Annotated in this window: 23 protein-coding genes and 1 tRNA gene; 19 read left to right on the top strand and 5 right to left on the bottom strand. The window is 74.1% G+C overall.

Going from position 1 to position 17,063, the window contains the following annotated elements; genetic code table 11:
* The first annotated feature begins 64 nt into the window (after positions 1-64).
* The 10 genes from ABEA04_RS19700 (at position 65) to ABEA04_RS19655 (ending at position 7,333) form a co-directional block, all read left to right on the top strand.
* Positions 65-1,270, top strand: coding sequence for a sensor histidine kinase (locus tag ABEA04_RS19700; RefSeq protein WP_345462807.1), 1,206 nt, complete (start codon positions 65-67; stop codon positions 1,268-1,270).
* Positions 1,267-1,959 (top strand): response regulator, encoded by a 693-nt coding sequence (locus ABEA04_RS19695; protein ID WP_345462804.1) that lies wholly within the window; start codon positions 1,267-1,269, stop codon positions 1,957-1,959. The genes ABEA04_RS19700 and ABEA04_RS19695 overlap by 4 nt, the downstream gene beginning before the upstream one ends.
* Before the next feature lie 131 nt (positions 1,960-2,090).
* Positions 2,091-3,404, top strand: a complete 1,314-nt coding sequence (locus ABEA04_RS19690; RefSeq protein WP_345462800.1) for a TadA family conjugal transfer-associated ATPase — start codon at positions 2,091-2,093, stop codon at positions 3,402-3,404.
* Between the two features lie 4 nt (positions 3,405-3,408).
* Positions 3,409-4,266: a type II secretion system F family protein gene (locus tag ABEA04_RS19685; RefSeq protein ID WP_345462798.1), complete on the top strand. Its 858-nt coding sequence runs from the start codon at positions 3,409-3,411 to the stop codon at positions 4,264-4,266.
* Complete coding sequence (locus tag ABEA04_RS19680; RefSeq protein WP_345462796.1) at positions 4,263-5,201, top strand: type II secretion system F family protein; 939 nt, start codon at positions 4,263-4,265, stop codon at positions 5,199-5,201. The genes ABEA04_RS19685 and ABEA04_RS19680 overlap by 4 nt, the downstream gene beginning before the upstream one ends.
* 50 nt (positions 5,202-5,251) lie before the next feature.
* The gene (locus ABEA04_RS19675; RefSeq protein WP_345462794.1) at positions 5,252-5,458 is read left to right on the top strand and encodes a hypothetical protein; all 207 of its coding nucleotides are present in this window, start codon (positions 5,252-5,254) and stop codon (positions 5,456-5,458) included.
* Positions 5,458-5,868 carry a TadE/TadG family type IV pilus assembly protein gene (locus ABEA04_RS19670; protein ID WP_345462792.1) on the top strand — a complete coding sequence of 137 codons (411 nt, stop codon included), beginning with the start codon at positions 5,458-5,460 and terminating at the stop codon, positions 5,866-5,868. The genes ABEA04_RS19675 and ABEA04_RS19670 overlap by 1 nt, the downstream gene beginning before the upstream one ends.
* Complete coding sequence (locus ABEA04_RS19665; protein ID WP_345462789.1) at positions 5,865-6,323, top strand: hypothetical protein; 459 nt, start codon at positions 5,865-5,867, stop codon at positions 6,321-6,323. The genes ABEA04_RS19670 and ABEA04_RS19665 overlap by 4 nt, the downstream gene beginning before the upstream one ends.
* Complete coding sequence (locus ABEA04_RS19660; RefSeq protein WP_345462786.1) at positions 6,313-6,783, top strand: pilus assembly protein TadG-related protein; 471 nt, start codon at positions 6,313-6,315, stop codon at positions 6,781-6,783. Before ABEA04_RS19665 ends, ABEA04_RS19660 begins: the two co-directional genes overlap by 11 nt.
* Position 6,784: 1 nt before the next feature.
* Positions 6,785-7,333 carry a hypothetical protein gene (locus tag ABEA04_RS19655; protein ID WP_345462783.1) on the top strand — a complete coding sequence of 183 codons (549 nt, stop codon included), beginning with the start codon at positions 6,785-6,787 and terminating at the stop codon, positions 7,331-7,333.
* A gap of 25 nt (positions 7,334-7,358) precedes the next feature.
* Here the strand turns inward: ABEA04_RS19655 and ABEA04_RS19650 are convergent, their stop codons facing one another.
* Both ABEA04_RS19650 and ABEA04_RS19645 read right to left on the bottom strand, forming a co-directional pair.
* Positions 7,359-8,021 carry a response regulator gene (locus ABEA04_RS19650; RefSeq protein WP_345462780.1) on the bottom strand — a complete coding sequence of 221 codons (663 nt, stop codon included), beginning with the start codon at positions 8,019-8,021 and terminating at the stop codon, positions 7,359-7,361.
* Entirely contained in the window at positions 8,018-9,199 is a 1,182-nt protein-coding gene (locus ABEA04_RS19645; RefSeq protein WP_345462778.1) for a sensor histidine kinase, read from the bottom strand. Before ABEA04_RS19645 ends, ABEA04_RS19650 begins: the two co-directional genes overlap by 4 nt.
* Positions 9,200-9,326: 127 nt before the next feature.
* Between ABEA04_RS19645 and ABEA04_RS19640 the strand changes: the two genes are divergently transcribed.
* The 4 genes from ABEA04_RS19640 to ABEA04_RS19625 all read left to right on the top strand — a co-directional run bounded on the left by ABEA04_RS19640 (position 9,327) and on the right by ABEA04_RS19625 (position 12,667).
* Entirely contained in the window at positions 9,327-10,253 is a 927-nt protein-coding gene (locus ABEA04_RS19640) for an ABC transporter ATP-binding protein (protein ID WP_345462776.1), read from the top strand.
* Positions 10,250-11,083, top strand: a complete 834-nt coding sequence (locus ABEA04_RS19635) for an ABC transporter permease (RefSeq protein WP_345462773.1) — start codon at positions 10,250-10,252, stop codon at positions 11,081-11,083. Before ABEA04_RS19640 ends, ABEA04_RS19635 begins: the two co-directional genes overlap by 4 nt.
* A 179-nt stretch (positions 11,084-11,262) precedes the next feature.
* The gene (gene rph, locus ABEA04_RS19630; protein WP_345462770.1) at positions 11,263-11,991 is read left to right on the top strand and encodes a ribonuclease PH; all 729 of its coding nucleotides are present in this window, start codon (positions 11,263-11,265) and stop codon (positions 11,989-11,991) included.
* The gene (locus ABEA04_RS19625) at positions 11,984-12,667 is read left to right on the top strand and encodes a non-canonical purine NTP pyrophosphatase (protein WP_345462767.1); all 684 of its coding nucleotides are present in this window, start codon (positions 11,984-11,986) and stop codon (positions 12,665-12,667) included. Before rph ends, ABEA04_RS19625 begins: the two co-directional genes overlap by 8 nt.
* Before the next feature lie 6 nt (positions 12,668-12,673).
* Here the strand turns inward: ABEA04_RS19625 and ABEA04_RS19620 are convergent, their stop codons facing one another.
* From ABEA04_RS19620 to bcp, 3 genes are all read right to left on the bottom strand, one after another.
* On the bottom strand, positions 12,674-13,528 hold the full coding sequence (locus tag ABEA04_RS19620) for a hypothetical protein (protein ID WP_345462764.1): 855 nt from the start codon (positions 13,526-13,528) through the stop codon (positions 12,674-12,676).
* 15 nt (positions 13,529-13,543) lie between these two features.
* A tRNA-Leu gene (locus ABEA04_RS19615) sits at positions 13,544-13,625 on the bottom strand.
* A gap of 87 nt (positions 13,626-13,712) precedes the next feature.
* Positions 13,713-14,192, bottom strand: coding sequence for a thioredoxin-dependent thiol peroxidase (gene bcp / locus ABEA04_RS19610; protein ID WP_345462761.1), 480 nt, complete (start codon positions 14,190-14,192; stop codon positions 13,713-13,715).
* A gap of 126 nt (positions 14,193-14,318) precedes the next feature.
* On the opposite strand from bcp, the gene ABEA04_RS19605 reads away from it, so the two are divergent.
* From ABEA04_RS19605 to ABEA04_RS19585, 5 genes are read left to right on the top strand one after another with little or no spacing between them, the layout of a single operon-like run.
* Positions 14,319-15,005, top strand: a complete 687-nt coding sequence (locus ABEA04_RS19605; protein WP_345462758.1) for an energy-coupling factor ABC transporter permease — start codon at positions 14,319-14,321, stop codon at positions 15,003-15,005.
* Positions 15,002-15,367, top strand: coding sequence for a PDGLE domain-containing protein (locus ABEA04_RS19600; protein WP_345462755.1), 366 nt, complete (start codon positions 15,002-15,004; stop codon positions 15,365-15,367). Before ABEA04_RS19605 ends, ABEA04_RS19600 begins: the two co-directional genes overlap by 4 nt.
* A gap of 58 nt (positions 15,368-15,425) precedes the next feature.
* Positions 15,426-16,052, top strand: coding sequence for a cobalt ECF transporter T component CbiQ (cbiQ, locus tag ABEA04_RS19595; RefSeq protein ID WP_345462913.1), 627 nt, complete (start codon positions 15,426-15,428; stop codon positions 16,050-16,052).
* A complete protein-coding gene (locus tag ABEA04_RS19590; protein WP_345462752.1) occupies positions 16,049-16,804 on the top strand; it encodes an energy-coupling factor ABC transporter ATP-binding protein in 756 nt (251 codons plus the stop codon). The genes cbiQ and ABEA04_RS19590 overlap by 4 nt, the downstream gene beginning before the upstream one ends.
* Positions 16,801-17,049 (top strand): DUF3618 domain-containing protein, encoded by a 249-nt coding sequence (locus tag ABEA04_RS19585; protein WP_345462749.1) that lies wholly within the window; start codon positions 16,801-16,803, stop codon positions 17,047-17,049. The genes ABEA04_RS19590 and ABEA04_RS19585 overlap by 4 nt, the downstream gene beginning before the upstream one ends.
* The last annotated feature ends 14 nt before the right edge of the window (positions 17,050-17,063 follow it).

The raw sequence follows: 17,063 nt of genomic DNA, 5'->3' as shown, positions 1-17,063 counted from the left end.
ACCTGCCGGTGATCCACCGATGACCGAGCGCCGAGCCGGCTCGTCCGCCACTACCGTGTGGGGGGTGAGCCGGCTCAGCGTGCGTGTGCGGCCGATGGACGTCGCGCTGACGCTGGCGTGCGTCGTGCTGATGCACGTCGAGATCCCGCTCAACGCCAAGGCCGAGGCCGGGCTCTACACCAGCTTCGGCATCGTGGTGGCGTCGCTGCCGGTGCTGCTGCGCAGCAGCGCGCCGGTGCTGGCCTACCTGCTCGGCTTCGCCGGCCTGTTCGTGCTGATGACCGGCGACCCGCCGTACAACACGATGCCGGCGCCGGTGGTGCTGTGCGCCTACGCGATCGCCGAGCGCCACGGCCTGCGCGCCGCGCTCGTCACCGGCGCGCTGTCGCTGCCGGCGGTGGTCGCCATCCTGCAGGTCTTCAGCCCCCACGGGCTGTTCGACTGGGGCACGGCGCAGAACCTGGCGCTGGTGCCGCTGCCGCTCGCGCTGGGCGTCGCCGTCCACGACCGGCGCTGCTACACCGCGGTGCTCATCGAGCGGGCCGAGGCCGCCGAGCGCACGCGCGAGGAGGAGGCGCAACACCGCGTGGCCGAGGAGCGGCTGCGCATCGCCCGCGACGTGCACGACGTGGTGGCGCACGCGATGGTCACCATCAACGTGCACGCCGGCGTGGGGGCGCACCTGCTCGAGCGCGACCCCGACCAGGCGCACGAGCGGCTGCGCACCATCAAGAACGTGAGCGGCGACGCGCTCACCGACCTGCGCGCCATGCTCGGGCTGCTGCGCGAGGCCGCGCCGGGCGAGCCCGCCCCGCCGGTGCAGCGGCTGGCCGACCTCGGCGACCTGCGCGAGAACCTGCTCGCCGCCGGCGTCGACCTCACCCTCGACGTCGACCCCGCCGCCCGCGCGCTGCCGGCCTCGGTCGACGCCACCTGCTTCCGCGTGGTGCAGGAGGCGCTCACCAACACCCTCAAGCACGCCGGACCCACCAGCGCCCGGGTGCGGGTCGCCCGTGGTGACGACCGGGTGGTGGTCGAGGTGCTCGACGACGGCGGTGAGAGCGGCAGTGCTCCGGCCCCGCTCGCCGGCACTGGCGCCGGCCACGGCCTGCGCGGCATGGGGGAGCGACTCGCCGCGCTCGGCGGCACCCTCGAGGCCGGACCCCGCCCCGAGGGCGGCTGGCGGGTGTGGGCCTCGGTGCCGCTGGGCGCCGGCGCGTCGCCGCGACCGGCGCCCACGACGTCCGGCGTGGGGACGCCGGCCCGGTGAGCGAGCCCGTGCGCGTCGTCCTCGCCGACGACCAGGCGCTGCTGCGTGCGGGGTTCCGCGCCCTGCTCGACTCCGACCCGACCACCACCGTGGTCGGCGAGGCCGCCGACGGCGCCGAGGCGGTGCGGGTGGTGCGTGAGACCCGGCCCGACGTCGTCCTGATGGACGTGCAGATGCCGCGGATGGACGGCCTCGCCGCCACCGCCGAGATCACCGCCGACCCTGCGCTCGCGGGCACGAAGGTGATCGTGCTGACCACCTTCGAGCTCGACGAGTACGTCTTCGGCGCCCTGCGCGCCGGCGCCTCGGGGTTCCTGCTCAAGGACATCGAGCCGCAGGCCCTCATCGACGCCATCGGCCTGGTGCACGAGGGCCAGGCGCTGCTCGCCCCGCAGGTGACCCGCCGTCTCATCGAGGCCTACCTGGTCGAGCCGCCCGCGCCGCCGGCGCCCACGGTGGACGACGCCCTCGTCGCCCAGCTGACCCCTCGCGAGCGCGAGATCCTCGCCCTCGTCGGCGCCGGCCTGTCGAACCACGAGATCGCCGAGCGCCTCGTGCTCTCGCCGCTGACCGCCAAGACCCACGTCTCCCGCATCCTCACCAAGCTCGACGCCCGCGACCGCGCCCAGCTGGTCGTGCTGGCCTACGAGGCCGGGCTGGTGACAGCGGGGGCTGGTGAGGCCTCCTGAGGCGGGGGTGACGCGGTCGCACCCGCCGCATGTAGGGGTTATCCCCAGATCTTCGGTCGGCTCTGGATCGGGTGGTTTGCGCTCGCTTATGGTCGAACGACCAGGACCTCTACTCGGGAAAGGGGAGTCTGGTGGCGATCGCCTATGCCCACGAGCCCGCCGACGGTCTCGACGACACCGCGCCCGGTGCGCACGGTGTGCTGGCCGACCAGCTCGACGCGCGGGTGCGCGACGTCGTCCGGCGCGAGGGGGTCGACCCGCAGCGCGACGCGCACGTCGTCCGTCGCATCGCCGAGGGCGTGGTGCGTGAGCACGACGAGCACAGCCTCACCGGTCGGGTCGCGCCGGTCGCCGACGTCGACGCGCTGGTGGGCGAGCTGGTGGCGCGGGTCGCAGGGTTCGGGCCGTTGCAGCCGTTCCTCGACGACCCGACGGTCGAGGAGATCTGGATCAACGACCCCAGCCGGGTCTTCGTCGCACGAGCCGGACGCCACGAGCTGACCAACCTCGTACTGACGCGTTCGCAGGTCACCGAGCTGGTCGAGCGGATGCTCAAGAGCAGCGGGCGCCGGCTCGACGTCTCCGCGCCGTTCGTCGACGCGATGCTGCCCGAGGGGCACCGGTTGCACGTCGTCCTCGAGGGCATCAGCCGCGGGTTCTCGGCCGTGAACATCCGCAAGTTCGTGCTGCGGGCGGGCCAGCTGAACGACCTGGTGCGGCTGGGCAGCCTGAGCCCGCGGGCGGCGTCCTTCCTCGACGCCAGCGTCCGCGCCGGGCTGAACGTGCTCGTGGCAGGCGGCACGCAGGCCGGCAAGACCACCCTGTTGAACTGCCTCGCCGCCGCCATCCCGGGCGGGGAGCGCGTGGTGAGCGCCGAGGAGGTCTTCGAATTGAGATTTCCTCATCCTGATTGGGTCCCCATGCAGACCCGGCAGTCAGGGCTCGAGGGCACCGGTGAGATCCGGCTGCGCGACCTCGTGAAGGAGGCCCTGCGCATGCGGCCGAGCCGGGTCATCGTCGGCGAGGTGCGGGCCGAGGAGTGCCTCGACCTGCTGCTCGCCCTCAACGCCGGCCTGCCGGGCATGTGCACGCTGCACGCCAACAGCGCCCGCGAGGCGCTGGTGAAGATGTGCACGCTCCCGCTGCTGGCCGGCGAGAACATCTCCGCGCGGTTCGTGGTGCCGACGGTGGCGTCGTCCGTCGACCTCGTCGTGCACCTCGGCATCGACCACCGCGGCGTGCGGCGGGTCAACGAGATCGTCGGCGTGCCGGGCCGCGTCGAGAACGACATCATCGAGGTCGAGCCGGTCTTCGTGCGCCACGGCAACGAGCTGCGCCGCACCCACGGCATGCCGCCGCGGGCCGAGCTCTACGAGCGGGCCGGGCTCGACGTCCACGCGCTGCTCAACGAGTCGGTCCCCGTCGAGCGCGAGACGGGCTGGTGAGCCGGTGGGCACCCTGGTCGGTCTCGGCGTCGGCGTCGGGCTGCTGCTGATCTGGTCGGCCTTCGCGCTGCCCAAACGGCCGGACGACGCCCGCTCGCGCAAGCCCGGACGCCTGCGGGTGCTGCTCGACACCGCCGGGCTGCCCGAGGTCTCGGTCACCGGCGTCCTCGGCCTTTCGCTCGCCTGCGGCGTCGTGCTCGCCGTCGTCATGCAGGTCGTCTCGCAGACGCCGCCGGTGGCGCTCGTCTTCGGCGTCCTCGCCGCCCTCGGCCCGACCCTGATCCTCTCCGGCCGGGCGCGCCGTCGGCAGCGCGAGCTGGCCGAGGTGTGGCCCGAGGCCATCGACAACCTCGCCTCGGCGGTCCGCGCCGGGCTGTCGCTGCCCGACGCGCTCGCCGGGCTCGCCACCCGGGGGCCCGAACCGCTGCGCCCGGCCTTCGACGCGTTCGCGCTCGACTACCAGGTCACCGGCCGCTTCGGGGAGTGCCTCGACCGGCTCAAGGCACGGCTCGCCGACCCCGCCGGCGACCGCGTCGTCGAGGGCCTGCGCATCGCCCGCGAGGTCGGCGGCGGCGAGCTCGGCCGGCTGCTGCGCAACCTGTCGGGCTACCTGCGCGACGACCTGCGCACCCGCTCCGAGCTCGAGGCCCGCCAGGCGTGGGCGGTCAACGGCGCCCGCCTCGCCGTCGCCGCGCCCTGGATCGTGCTGCTGCTCATGTCGTTCCAGACCGACCTCATCCAGCGCTACCGGACGCCGAGCGGCACCGTCGTGCTCGTCGTCGGAGCCACCCTCTGCGTCGTCGCCTACCGGCTGATGATGCGCATCGGCCGGCTGCCCACCGAGCGGCGGATCCTGTCGTGACCCCGGCGTGGTGGGGTGCGCTCGCGGGCGGCGCGGCCGGGCTCGGCGTCGTGCTGGTCGTCGTCCGGGTGCTGACGATCCGTCGTCCGTCGCTGGCCCTGCGGGTGCTGCCCTACGTGCGCGACGTGCCGCAGCTCGGCGCCGGCCCGCGGCTCGCGACGCCGTCGGCGTCCACCTCGGCGGCGTCCGGCGTGTTCGGGCCGCTGCTGCGCTCGGCCGCGGACGCCGTCGAACGCCTGCTGGGCGGGGCGCCGTCCGTGCAACGCCGGCTCGCCCGTGCCGGGCTCGACCGCACCGTGCACGACTTCCGCGTCGAGCAGGTCGTGTGGGGCCTGGTCGGGTTCGCCGCCGCGGCGTCCCTCGGCCTCCTGCAGGCGCTCGCCTCACGCGCCAACCCAGTGGGCCTGCTGGTCCTCGCCCTCGTGGCGTTCGTCTCGGGCGTGCTGGCCCGCGACACCTGGCTCACCAGCCAAGTGCGCTCGCGCGAGCGGCAGATCATGGCCGAGTTCCCGACCGTCGCCGAGCTGCTCGCGCTCGCCGTCGCCGCCGGCGAGGGACCGGTCGGAGCGCTCGACCGGGTCGTGGCCCGCAGCGGTGGCGCGCTCAGCGACGACCTCGCCGCGGTGCTCGCCGACATCCGCACCGGCGAGCCCGTCGGCGCCGCCTTCGACCGGATGGCGGCCGCCAGCGGACTGCCGCTCGTCTCGCGCTTCGCGCAGGGCGTGGCCATCGCCGTCGACCGCGGCACCCCGCTGGCCGACGTCCTGCACGCGCAGGCCGGCGACGTCCGCGAGGCCGGACGCCGCGAGCTCATCGAGCTCGGCGCGCGCCGCGAGGTGCTGATGATGGTGCCCGTCGTCTTCCTCGTGCTGCCGGTCACCGTGCTGTTCGCGTTCTACCCCGGCGTAATCGGGCTGTCGCTCTCGGCGACCTAGTCCCGCTCGACCCGCCGTCCCCTCCACAGGTTTCTCGGAAAGGAAGCACCATGACCAGGATCCACCTCCTCCTCGCCCGGCTCTACCTGTCGGCGTTGGCCCTGCTGCACGCGCCGCGTCGTCGCGACGACCGCGGCGACGTGCCGGGCTGGGTGATGATCACGCTGATGTCGTCGATCCTCGTCGGCGCGCTGCTCGTGATCGCGCGGCCGCAGATGAGCCAGATGCTGCGCACCGCCCTCAACAGCATCGGCTGATGGGCGGACGACGTCCGCGCGGCCGACGCGGCCGCGCAGGCGGCGAGCGGGGTGCGGCGGTCGTCGACTTCGTGCTGGTGCTGGTCATCCTGGTGCCGCTCGTGCTCGGGGTGCTGCAGGTCGGGCTGGTGCTGCACGTGCGCAACACGTTGGCCTCGGCCGCCGCCGAGGGAGCCCGGGTCGCCGCGGCCCAGGACGGCACGGCCGCCCAGGGCGCGGCGTACGCGCGCTCGCTCATCGACGGCGCCGTCTCCGGTGAGTTCGCCGGTGACATCGACGTCCGCCAGGTCGTCATCGGCGGGCGGCCGACCGTCGAGGTCGTCATCGAGGCCGACGTGCCCGCGCTGGGTCTCGGCGGGCCGAGCGTGCACGTCGAGGTGTCGGGGCACGCGGTCAAGGAGCCGGAGTGAGGCGGACGACGCGGCGCCGCGACGACCGGGGGAGTGCCGTCGTCGAGTTCGTCTGGCTCGGGCTGCTGCTGCTCGTCCCGTTGGTGTGGATCGTGCTGTCGGTCTTCGAGGTGCAGTCCGGCTCGTTCGCCGCGACGACGGCGGCCCGCTCGGCCGCCCGCGCCTACGCGCTCGCGCCCACCGACGCCGCCGGCGCGACGGCGGCCAACCGGGCGGCGCGCGAGGCGCTGGCCGACCAGGGGCACGCCGACGACCCGGTCACCGTCGTCGTCACCTGCCGGCCCTACCCCGACCGCTGCCACAGCGGGACGTCGATCATCACCGCCCGCGTGACCACCCGCGTCGACCTGCCGCTCGTGCCCGACCTGCTCGGCGACACCCGGCCGACGTTCCGGCTCGAGGCCGAGCACACCGTGCCGATCGGGCAGTACCAGGAGATCACCGGTGCCGGCTGAGCGGCGGGATCGCGGACGCGGGCGCAACCCTGACGAGCGCGGCTCGATCACGCCGCTGCTCGTCGGGTTCCTGCTCGTCCTGCTGCTGCTGGTGGCGGTGGTGGTAGACGCCAGCTCGGCCTACCTGCACCGCCAGCGCCTCGCGACGCTGGCCGAAGGGGCCGCGCTGCAGGGCGCCGACCTCGGCATCGCCGGCGCGGAGGTCTACCAGGGCGGGCTCGGCGACGGGCCGCTCGAGGTCACCCCGGCGCGGGCGCGGGCCGCCGTCCAGGCCTACCTCTCGGACGTCGGTGCCTACCGCGAGTACCCCGGGCTGCGGGCCCGGGTGAGCGTGCGGGGGTCGCGGGTCGTGGTCGAGCTGAGCCATGCCGTCGAGCTGCCGCTCGCCGTCCCGGGTGTCGTGCAGCGGGCCACGGTCACCGGCAGCGGCTCCGCCATCGCCGACCCGGAGGTGCCCTGAGGTGAAGGACCACCCCCGGTTCTGGCTCGTGACGGCGGCGTCCACCGCCCGCGACTGCTGGGTGCGCATCACCTCGCCCGAGACCGACCCGGTCGGTGAGTCGGTGATGGAGCGGCTGCTGGCCGACCAGCCGCTCGACGGGCCACTGGAGCTGACGGTGTGGAACCGCGGTCCGCGGCGCGGCGACCTGTTGTGGACCGGCGGTGGCACGTTCTCGGCGGTCTCCGAGCGTGCCGTCGGCGTGCTGGAGTCGATCGGCGCCACCGGCTGGCGCTCGGTGCCCGCCACGACCCGCTTCGCCAACGGCGACCCGTTGACCGGCTACCACGTGCTGGTCGTCACCGGCCGGTCCGGCGAGCTGTTCGGCCAGAAGCGCCGACCCGACCGGCCCGGAGTCGATCCCTCGCAGGGCTGGGACGGCAGCGACGTCTTCGCCCCGAACGGCCGCCCGCACTTCACGTTCTGCGTCACCCACCGCGTGCGCGAGGCGTTCGACGCCGCGGGTCTGGAGCGGGTCGTCTTCCGCGACCCGGCCCGCTACGGCAGCTGAGCCGAGGTCACGGGTCGGGCGTGCGTCAGTCGAGCCCGGCGTCGTGCACGCGGATGGCGATCTGCACCCGGTTGGTGACGCCGAGCTTGTCGAAGACGTGCGAGACGTGCGCCTTCACCGTGGGCACCGACAGGTGCAGCTCGGCGGCGATCTCGGCGTTCGACAGGCCGCGGCCGATGGCCAGGGCGACGTCGCGCTCGCGGTCGGTGAGGGCGGCGATGGCCTGCGCGGCCTGCTTGGCGCGCTCGGCGGCCTCGTCGTCCCCCGAGCGCAGCCGGTCGATGAGGCGACGCGTCACCGACGGCGAGAGCATCGGGTCGCCCGCGACGACCTTGCGGATCGCGGCCACGATCTCCTGCGGCTCGGTGTCCTTGAGCAGGAACCCGTCGGCGCCGGCCGCGAGCGCCTCGACGACGTACTGGTCGGCGTCGAAGGTGGTCAGCACCACCACCTTCGGCGGCTGCGGCCCGGCCATGAGGGCGCGGGTGGCCTCGAGGCCGTCGAGGCGCGGCATGCGGATGTCCATGAGGACGACGTCGGGCCGCAGCTCGGCGGCGCGCGTCAGGCCGTCGCGGCCGTCGACGGCCTCGCCGACGACCTCCAGGTCGGCCTGCCCGCCGAGCATCAGGCGCAGCGCCGACCGGACCAGCGCGTCGTCGTCCACGACGAGCACCCGCGTCGCGCTCACGCCGCCCACGGGATCCACCCTCGCAGCACGAACTCGCCGTCGTCGTGGCGGTGCTCGATGTGGCCGCCGCGCAGCGCCGCCCGCTCGGCGAGACCCACCAGGCCGAGGCCCGCGCCGGGCGTGGAGGAGGGGCGGAAGCCGAGCGGGTTGCGCAGCTCGACGCTGAGCCCGTCGTCCGGGGAGCCGGCGAGCTCGACGTCGAGCCGGGCGCCGGGGGCGTGCTTGCGCGCGTTGGTGATGCCCTCCTGCACGATGCGGTAGAGCGTGCGTCCGGCGGCGTCGGGCACCGGTTCGCCGGCCTCGACGCGGTCGTCGAGCTCGACGCGCAGGCCGGACTCGCGCGCCTCGGCGACGAGGTCGGCGAGGTCGGCGTAGGTGGGCTGCGGGGTGTGCAGCGGCGCCCCGTCGGACTCGCGCAGCACGCCGAGGACGCCGCGCAGGTCGTTGAGCGCGTCGTGCGCGGCGTCGCGGATCATCCGCACCCCCTCGCGCAGCTCGTCGGCGTCGAGGTCGTCGCGGTAGTGCAGCGCGCCGGCGCGCATCGAGATCTGCGAGATGCGGTGGGCGAGGACGTCGTGCATCTCGCGGGCGATGCGGCCGCGCTCCTCGAGCCGCGACTGGTTGGCGCGCAGTTCCTGCTCGGCCTCGGCGCGCTCGGCGCGGGCGCGGAGCGTCCAGAGCAGCTCGCGGCGCGAGCCGATGTACATGCCGACCGCCAGCAGGCCGACGATGAAGGCGACGTTGGTGAACACGTCGACGAGCCACGAGTCGTCGCCGGGGCCGGGCTGCACCTCGGCGAACGTCATGCCGGCCGCGAGGTTGAGCAGGCCGATGGGGATCAGCTGCGCGAGCCTGCGGTGCGTGGCCAGCGAGACGCTGGCCAGGGTCGCGGGGCCGGCCGCGAACGACGAGACCGCGCTGAGCGCGACCGTCACCGCCGCGACGGCGACGGGCCAGCGGCGGCGCCAGAAGACCAGGAGCACGGCCGGGACGCCGGCTGCGACGTCCAGGACGAAGCGCGCCGACGGCTGCTGCTCGGCGATCGTGGCGAACACGACGCCGCTGATCGACAGCACCAGCACGGTGCGCCAGGTGTGGCCCCACCAGGTGAGCGGCGGCTGGAACTCCTCGGCGCAGGGCCGGCCGACGTCCCGCTGCTCGGTCGTGCTCGTCGCCACGATCCCAGCCTAGGGACGCCGGTCGCGGCCGGCATCGGACCTGCGTCGGACACACCCCCTACCAAGGTCGCGAGGCCCTAGCCCGCGGTCCGATGTGCGGCGGGCGAGGCGCGACGACGCTGGAGCCATGATCGAAGTCAACGGACTCACCCGGACCTACGGCCGCTTCACGGCCGTGGACGACGTCACCTTCACCGCACAGCCGGGCCGCGTCACCGGCTTCCTCGGACCCAACGGCGCCGGCAAGACCACGACGATGCGCATCATGGTCGGCCTGACGCCGCCCTCGCGCGGCAGCGTGAGGATCGGCGGCCACGACTACCGCGACCTGCCCAACCCCGGACGACGGGTCGGCGTCCTGCTCGACGCCTCGGCGCAGCACGCCGGCCGCACCGGCCGCGAGATCCTCACCGTCGGCGCCCGCACCATGGGGCTGCCTGCCTCGCGCGTCGACGAGATGCTGCAGATGGTCTCGCTGACCGAGCAGGAGGCCGGACGCCGGCTGCGCAACTACAGCCTCGGCATGAAGCAGCGGCTCGGCATCGCGCACGCGCTGCTCGGCGACCCCGAGGTGCTCATCCTCGACGAGCCGGCCAACGGCCTCGACCCGGCCGGAATCCGGTGGATGCGCGACCTGCTCAAGGGCTACGCGCGGCGCGGCGGCACCGTGCTTCTGTCGTCGCACCTGCTGCACGAGGTCGAGCTGATCGCCGACGAGATGATCCTCATCGGCCGCGGCCGCATCGTCGCCCAGGGCGACAAGCAGACGCTGCTCGCCCAGAACGGGTCGGTCAGCACCTACGCCGCCGGGCTCGACCGCGACGCCCTCGGTGTGGCGCTGCAGCGGGCCGGCCTCGAGGCGGCCCCGGACGGCGAGGGCTTCCGCGTCACCGCCGCGGCCGCCGACATCGGACGCGCCGCGCTCGAGCACGGCGTCGTCCTCACCGAGCTGCGCAACGCCGCCGCCGGGCTCGAGGACCTCTTCCTCGAGCTCACCTCCGACACCCAGCGCGACGCCGTCGCCGCCCACGACCCCCAGGGAGCCGCAGCATGACCGCCCAGACCAGCCACCCCGCCGCCCCGCCGTCCGGCGCCCCGTCGGCCGCGACGCCGTGGGACCTCTCGCAGGACGCCCGGATGCCGCTCAGCCGGCTCGTCTCGGTCGAGATCCGCAAGAGCTTCGACACCCGCGCCGGGCGGTGGCTGACGATCTCGATCATCGGCCTGGTGCTGGTGGCCTCCGTGATCGGCGCGTTCGCCTTCCCCGAGGGCCAGCAGGACTACGTGAACCTGCTCGGGCTCGCCGGCGGCATCCTCGGCTACTTCCTGCCGATCCTGATGATCCTGCTCATCACCAGCGAGTGGACCCAGCGCACCGGCCTGGTCACCTTCGCGCTCGAGCCGCGCCGGCCGCGGGTCGTGCTGGCCAAGGTGCTCGCCGGGCTCGCGCTGGCGGTGGTCGTCCTCGCGCTCGGCGCGGCCATCGCGGCGGGGGCGACCGCGCTCAGCCCGGTCAACGGCGGCGAGGCGGTGTGGAACCTCGGCGGGACCGAGGTGCAGAACTTCCTGCTGACCTCGGTCATCGGCGTCCTGGTCGGCTTCGCGCTCGCGATGCTGCTGCGCAACTCGGCCGCCGCGATCGTGGCCTACTTCGTCTACACCTTCATCCTGCCGATCGTCGCCGACGCCCTGAGTGCGCTCGTCGACGGCTTCGAGAAGATCGCGCCGTGGGTGGAGTTCAACACCGCCCAGATGCCGCTGTTCACCGGTGACTACCGCGCCACCGGGGAGGAGTGGGCGCAGATCGCGGTCTCCGGGACGATCTGGCTCGTCATCCCGTTCGCGTTCGGGGTCTGGCGGCTGATGCGGGCCGAGGTGAAGTAGTCGGCTCGCCGGCGCGGATCCGCTACGGGGCGGGATGTCTGACGATGGTCAGGCATCTCGCCCCGACGGCGTTCTCGCCCGGGAGCGAGCACGCACGCCCCCGGCTGCGAACGCAATCGGCCGCGGCGTTGGCGCATCCCGGCGCTGCCCGGCCTCGGCCACGCACCTAGGCTCGCGACATGGCCGAGACGACGACCCCCGCCCCGCCCCGTGAGGACGGCCGCGCCGACGACGAGCTGCGTCCGGTGCGCATCACCCGCAACTGGCTCGACCACGCCGCGGGCTCGGTGCTGGTCGAGTTCGGCCGCACCCGCGTACTATGCGCGGCCTCGGCCTCCGAGGGCGTGCCGCGCTGGCGCAAGGGCTCGGGCCTCGGCTGGGTGACCGCCGAGTACGCCATGCTCCCGGCCTCGACCCACACCCGGTCCGACCGCGAGTCGGTCAAGGGCCGGATCGGCGGGCGCACCCACGAGATCAGCCGGCTCGTCGGCCGTTCGCTCCGCGCGGTCGTCGACTACCGCGCGATGGGGGAGAACACGATCCAGCTCGACTGCGACGTGCTGCAGGCCGACGGCGGCACCCGCACCGCCGCCATCACCGGCGCCTACGTCGCCCTGGCCGACGCCGCCGCGTCGCTCGGCGTCTCGAACGCGCTCACCGACTCGGTCGCCGCGGTCTCGGTCGGCATCATCGACGGCGTCCCGCGCCTCGACCTGCCCTACGTCGAGGACGTGCGCGCCGAGACCGACATGAACGTCGTCATGACCGGCGCCGGCACGTTCGTCGAGGTGCAGGGCACCGCCGAGGGCGCCGCCTTCACCCGCGCCGAGCTCGACGCCCTGCTCGGGCTCGCCGAGCGGGGCTGCGCCGACCTGACCCGCCTGCAGCGCGAAGCCCTGGATGGCTGAGCCGCAGGCGCCGCTCCGGATCCACCTGGCCTCGCGCAACGCGGGCAAGGTGGCCGAGATGGGCCGCATCCTCGCCGAGCGGGTGCCCGGCGCGGTCGTGCTCGGCCTGGCCGACGTCACCGACTACCCCGAGCCGGTCGAGGACCAGCCCACCTTCGCCGGCAACGCCCTGGTCAAGGCCCGCGCCGGCGCGGCCGCCACCGGGCTCCCCACGGTCGCCGACGACAGCGGCCTGTGCGTCGACGCGCTCAACGGCATGCCGGGTGTGCTCTCGGCCCGCTGGTCCGGCCCGCCCAAGAGCGACGAGCGCAACAACACGCTCCTGCTCGCCCAGCTGGACGACGTCCCCGACGAGCGACGCACGGGGCACTTCGCCTGCGCGGTGGCGGTCGTCGTCCCGTCGGAGGACGACGGCGAGCCGGCTCGTGAGCTCGTCGTCGAGGGCCGGATGCCGGGCCGGGTCGTGCGAGCGCCGCGGGGCACGGGCGGGTTCGGCTACGACGTCCTCTTCGAGGCCGACGAGCGTCCCGGGCTGACCACGGCCGAGCTCGACCCGGCCGAGAAGGACGCGATCTCGCACCGCGGGGCGGCCCTGCGCGAGCTCGCCCCCCGGCTGCGCGACGTCCTGGAGGGGCGTCCCGGCTGGAGCGGATCTCCTACGAGCGGGAACGTCTGACCTTCGTCAGGCATCCCAGCGCCAGCTGGCGAGCATCCGCTCGAAGTCGTCGCGCGAGATCAGGTCGCCGTCGCCGGGCAGGCTGAGCCCGATCGAGTACTGCATGCCGTCGCGCTGCACCAGGTAGGCGACCTGGTCGATGCTGAGGCCGTCCTGGTTCTGGCGGTCGTCGAACTCGACGCCGATCGCGCGCTCACCGTCGATCATGATGTCGGGGACGTCGTCGGGCTCGGCGCCGTCGGCCTGGCTCAGGTTGGCGCGCCACAACGGCTCGAGCTCGTCGAGGGTCGGGGAGCCCACGGCCACCGACCGCTCGACGAGGATGTTGCTCTGGGCGGTGTCGATCGCCGTGCCCAGCACGATGAACGAGTCGATCATGAACTGCGGGTTGCGCCGCTGCGCCTCGGCGGTGAGGTCGGACCAGGCGCGGTTGGGCAGCCGGTAGCGGTAGCCGGTGCCCACCACGGTGCCGGGTCCGGGTCGGGGTGTGCTCGACGACGGTCCGCTCGACGGCGGTGGTGGCGGCGCCTGGTCGCTCGAGGTCGTGGCGGACGGGGACGTCTCCGACGGCGACGGGGAGGCCGGGGCGCTCGACGTCGGTCGGTCCGACCCGCTCGCGTCCTCACCGGCCTCGTCGTCCTCACCGCCGGTGGTGACGAGCAGCGTGACCAGGATCGCGGCCACCACGACGACGACGCCGGGCGCCGAGCCGAGCACGACCCCGCGGCGGCGGCGGCGCGGCGGCGGCCCCGCCGGTGGCCCGACCGGCGGGCCGGGGACGCCGGGTCCACGGGGTCCGCCGTGGCCCGCTGGCGGCGGGTAGCTCGGGGGAGGCGCTCCCCACGGGCTGTCCTCGCTCACGGCGTCGAGGATAGGTGCCGGAGGGGGGACTCGAACCCCCACGCCCGAAGGCACAGGCACCTAAGGCCTGCGTGTCTGCCAGTTCCACCACTCCGGCTCGAGCCGGGCCAGTCTGTCACCGCCGTCGTCCCGCGGGGGAGCCGTGCCGGGCGCGGCCCGCGCCGCGACGACGACGTCGCCGCCGTCAGGCCAGGCTCAGGTCGCGGCGCAGCTTGGCGACGTGACCGGTCGCCTTGACGTTGTACTGCGCTACCTCGATCGTCCCGTCGGGATCGACGACGAACGTGGAGCGGATGATGCCCTCGACCGTCTTGCCGTACAGCTTCTTCTCGCCGAACGCGCCCCAGGCGGCGGCGACGGAGCGGTCGGGGTCGGAGAGCAGCCGGATGCCGAGACCCTCCTTCTCGCGGAAGGTCGCCAGCTTCTCGGGGGCGTCGGGCGAGATGCCGACGACGTCGAGACCGGCGCCGCGCAGCGAGTCGAGGGAGTCGCTGAAGTCGCAGGCCTGCGTGGTGCAGCCGGGCGTCATCGCAGCGGGGTAGAAGTAGACGACCACGCGGCGTCCCTCGGCGAGCAGGTCGCCCAGCGAGACGTCGGTGCCGGTGTCGTCGGCCAGGGTGAAGGCGGGGGCGGTGTCGCCGGGCGCGAGGCGGGGGCTGGTCACGGTCGTCCTCTCGGATCACGGCTGCTGTTGCAAGGAGTTCGCAACAGCATAGGGTGACGTGTCGTCCATCAGTCGTCGCCGGTCAACCTACTGACCGGCCCGAGACCGCGAGGTGCCGCAGTGCACGTGCCCGACGGATTCCTCGACGCACCGACGTCGATCGCCACGGGCGTGGTCGCCGCCGCGGCGGTCGGGGTCTCGCTGCGCAAGGCCCGTGACGAGCTCGACGACCGCACCGCGCCGCTCGCCGGCCTGGTCGCGGCCTTCGTCTTCGCCACCCAGATGCTGAACTTCCCGGTCGCGGGCGGCACGAGCGGACACCTCATGGGCGGCGCGATCGCGGCGGTGCTGGTCGGTCCCTGGACCGGCGTGCTGACCACCAGCGTCGTGTTCCTCGTCCAGTGCCTGCTCTTCGCCGACGGTGGCGTCACCGCGCTGGGCACCAACATCCTCCTCATGGGCGTCGTCACCTGCGCCGTCGGCTGGGTGGCCTTCCGAGGCCTGCAGGCCGTCCTGCCGCGCACGGTCGCGTCCGTGCCGATCGCCGCCGGGCTCGCGGCGTTCGTGAGCGTCCCGGTGGCCTCGCTGGTCTTCGTCGGCCTCTACGCCGTCGGCGGGGCGGCCAGCGTGCCGTTCGGCACGCTGACCGGTGCGATGGTCGGCGTGCACCTGCTCATCGGCATCGGCGAGGGCCTGATCACCTTCCTCGCGGTCGGCAGCATCGTCGCGGTGCGCCCCGACCTCGTCTACGGCGCCCGCCGGGTCGTGGAGCGCCACGAGCTGGTGCTGCGCTCGAGCGGGGCAGGCGCGTGAGCGCCGGGACCTCCCGCCGGCGGGTCTCGGCGCGGGTGGTCGCGGCCGCGATCCTCCTCGTCTCGCTGCTGCTCGCCGGCGTGGTCAGCTTCTACGCCGACAGTGACCCCGACGGACTGTCGAAGGTGGCGATCGAGCAGGGCTTCGCCGGCACCGAGACCGAGCACGCCACGGGCGAGGGCCCCTTCGCCGGCTACGGAGCGAGCTTCGTGGACGACGAGCGCGCGGCAGGCGGGCTGGCCGGCGTCGTCGGTGTGCTGGTGGTGCTCGGCCTCGGCTCCGGGCTGGCGTTCGCCCTGCGTCGTCGTCCCGAGCCGCTCGCCGACGCCGAGGGCGCCCGCTCCGGCCGCGCCCCCGCCTGAGCAGGAGTCGGCGTTGAGCGGTTCACACGGTGGTCTTCTGCACCACCGCGGCGACTCGGTGGTCCACCGCGCGCCCGCTCACCTGAAGGTGATCGCGCTCGTCGCGTACGCGATCGCGGTCGTCGCCACTCCGGCCGGCTGGTGGTGGGCCTTCGCCGTCCACGCCGCCGTGCTGCTGGGCGTGATCGCGGCCAGCCGGGTGCCGCCGTCCCACCTGGCGCGGCGCATGGTCGTCGAGCTGCCCGTCGTCGTCTTCGCCGTGCTGCTGCCGTTCGTCGCCGACGGCCCGCGCACCAAGGTGCTCGGGCTGACGGTGAGCCAGGCCGGGCTCGACGGCGGGCTCACGCTGCTCGTCAAGGCGACCCTCGGCGTCCTGGCGAGCCTCACGCTCGCCGCGACGACCGAGCCGCAGGACCTGCTGCGCGGCCTGGCCCGCCTACGGGTGCCGTCGCTGCTGGTGCAGATCATGGGGTTCATGGTCCGTTACCTCGAGGTGGTCGCCGACGACCTGCGACGGATGCGCATCGCCCGTGAGTCCCGCGGCTTCGTGGCCCGGGGCCCGCGCGCCTGGCCGGTGATCGCCCGCTCGCTCGGTGCCCTGTTCATCCGCAGCTTCGAGCGCGGCGAGCGCGTCCACCTCGCGATGCTCTCGCGCGGCTACGACGGCAAGCTGCCCCCGAGGTGACCGCGCCCGCGCTCGACGTCCGCGGCCTCGCCTTCGCCTACCCCGACGGCCACCAGGCCCTCTTCGGGGTCGACCTCACCGTCGGGGCGGGGGAGCGGGTCGCGCTGCTCGGACCCAACGGGGCCGGCAAGACGACGCTCGTGCTGCACCTCAACGGTGTGCTCACCGCCGGGGCGGGCACCGTCTCGGTCGGCGGGCTGCGGGTGGAGCGGACCTCCCTCCCAGAGGTGCGGCGCCGGGTCGGCATCGTCTTCCAGGACCCCGACGACCAGCTGTTCATGGGCACCGTGCGCGACGACGTCGCGTTCGGGCCGGCCAACCTCGGGCTGCGCGGCCGCGAGCTCGACGCGCGCGTGGTCGAGGCGCTCGACCGGGTCGGGATGACGGCCTACGCCGACCGGCCGCCGCACCACCTCTCCTTCGGGCAGCGCCGCCGCGTGGCGGTGGCGACGGTGCTGACGATGCGGCCCCAGGTGCTCGTGCTCGACGAGCCGTCGTCGAACCTCGACCCCGCCTCCCGGCGGGAGCTCGCCGACATCGTGCGCTCGCTGGAGGAGACCGTGCTCGTGGTGACCCACGACCTGCCGTACGCGCTCGAGCTCTGCCCACGCGCGGTGGTGCTCGCCGACGGCCACGTCGTCGCCGACGGCCCGACCCGCGACGTCCTGCTCGACGAGCCGCTCATGCGCGCGAACCGGCTCGAGCTGCCCTTCGGGTTCGACCCGGCGGCCATTGATAGCCTTCCCCGGTGAGTGACGAGCTGGCCAAGCTGGAGCGCGAGATCGAGCAGACGCGAGAGCGTCTCGCGGGCACGATCGACCAGCTGTTGTACCGCTCGAGCCCGAAGACCATCGCCACGCGCGAGGTCGCGGCCGTCAAGGGCCACTACGTCGACGCCGAGACCGGCGAGCCGCGCACCGACAACATCCTCAAGACGGTCAGCGTCGTGGTCGGCACGGTCGTGCTGATCGTGGTGCTGCGCCGCGTCACCCGGTGAGCGCCGCCGGGCCC

The organism is Nocardioides marinquilinus, from assembly GCF_039543705.1.
Classification (GTDB): Bacteria; Actinomycetota; Actinomycetes; order Propionibacteriales; family Nocardioidaceae; genus Nocardioides; species Nocardioides marinquilinus.
Note: the sequence above shows the minus strand (reverse complement) of the source record. Positions and strands in the feature narration are given on the sequence as shown.

Coding starts and splice junctions, on each gene's coding strand:
- rph (WP_345462770.1), top strand. CDS start 11,263: ATGGCCGAGACGACGACCCCCGCCCCGCCCCGTGAGGACGGCCGCGCC.
- ABEA04_RS19640 (WP_345462776.1), top strand. CDS start 9,327: ATGATCGAAGTCAACGGACTCACCCGGACCTACGGCCGCTTCACGGCC.
- ABEA04_RS19625 (WP_345462767.1), top strand. CDS start 11,984: ATGGCTGAGCCGCAGGCGCCGCTCCGGATCCACCTGGCCTCGCGCAAC.
- ABEA04_RS19670 (WP_345462792.1), top strand. CDS start 5,458: ATGGGCGGACGACGTCCGCGCGGCCGACGCGGCCGCGCAGGCGGCGAG.
- ABEA04_RS19635 (WP_345462773.1), top strand. CDS start 10,250: ATGACCGCCCAGACCAGCCACCCCGCCGCCCCGCCGTCCGGCGCCCCG.
- ABEA04_RS19675 (WP_345462794.1), top strand. CDS start 5,252: ATGACCAGGATCCACCTCCTCCTCGCCCGGCTCTACCTGTCGGCGTTG.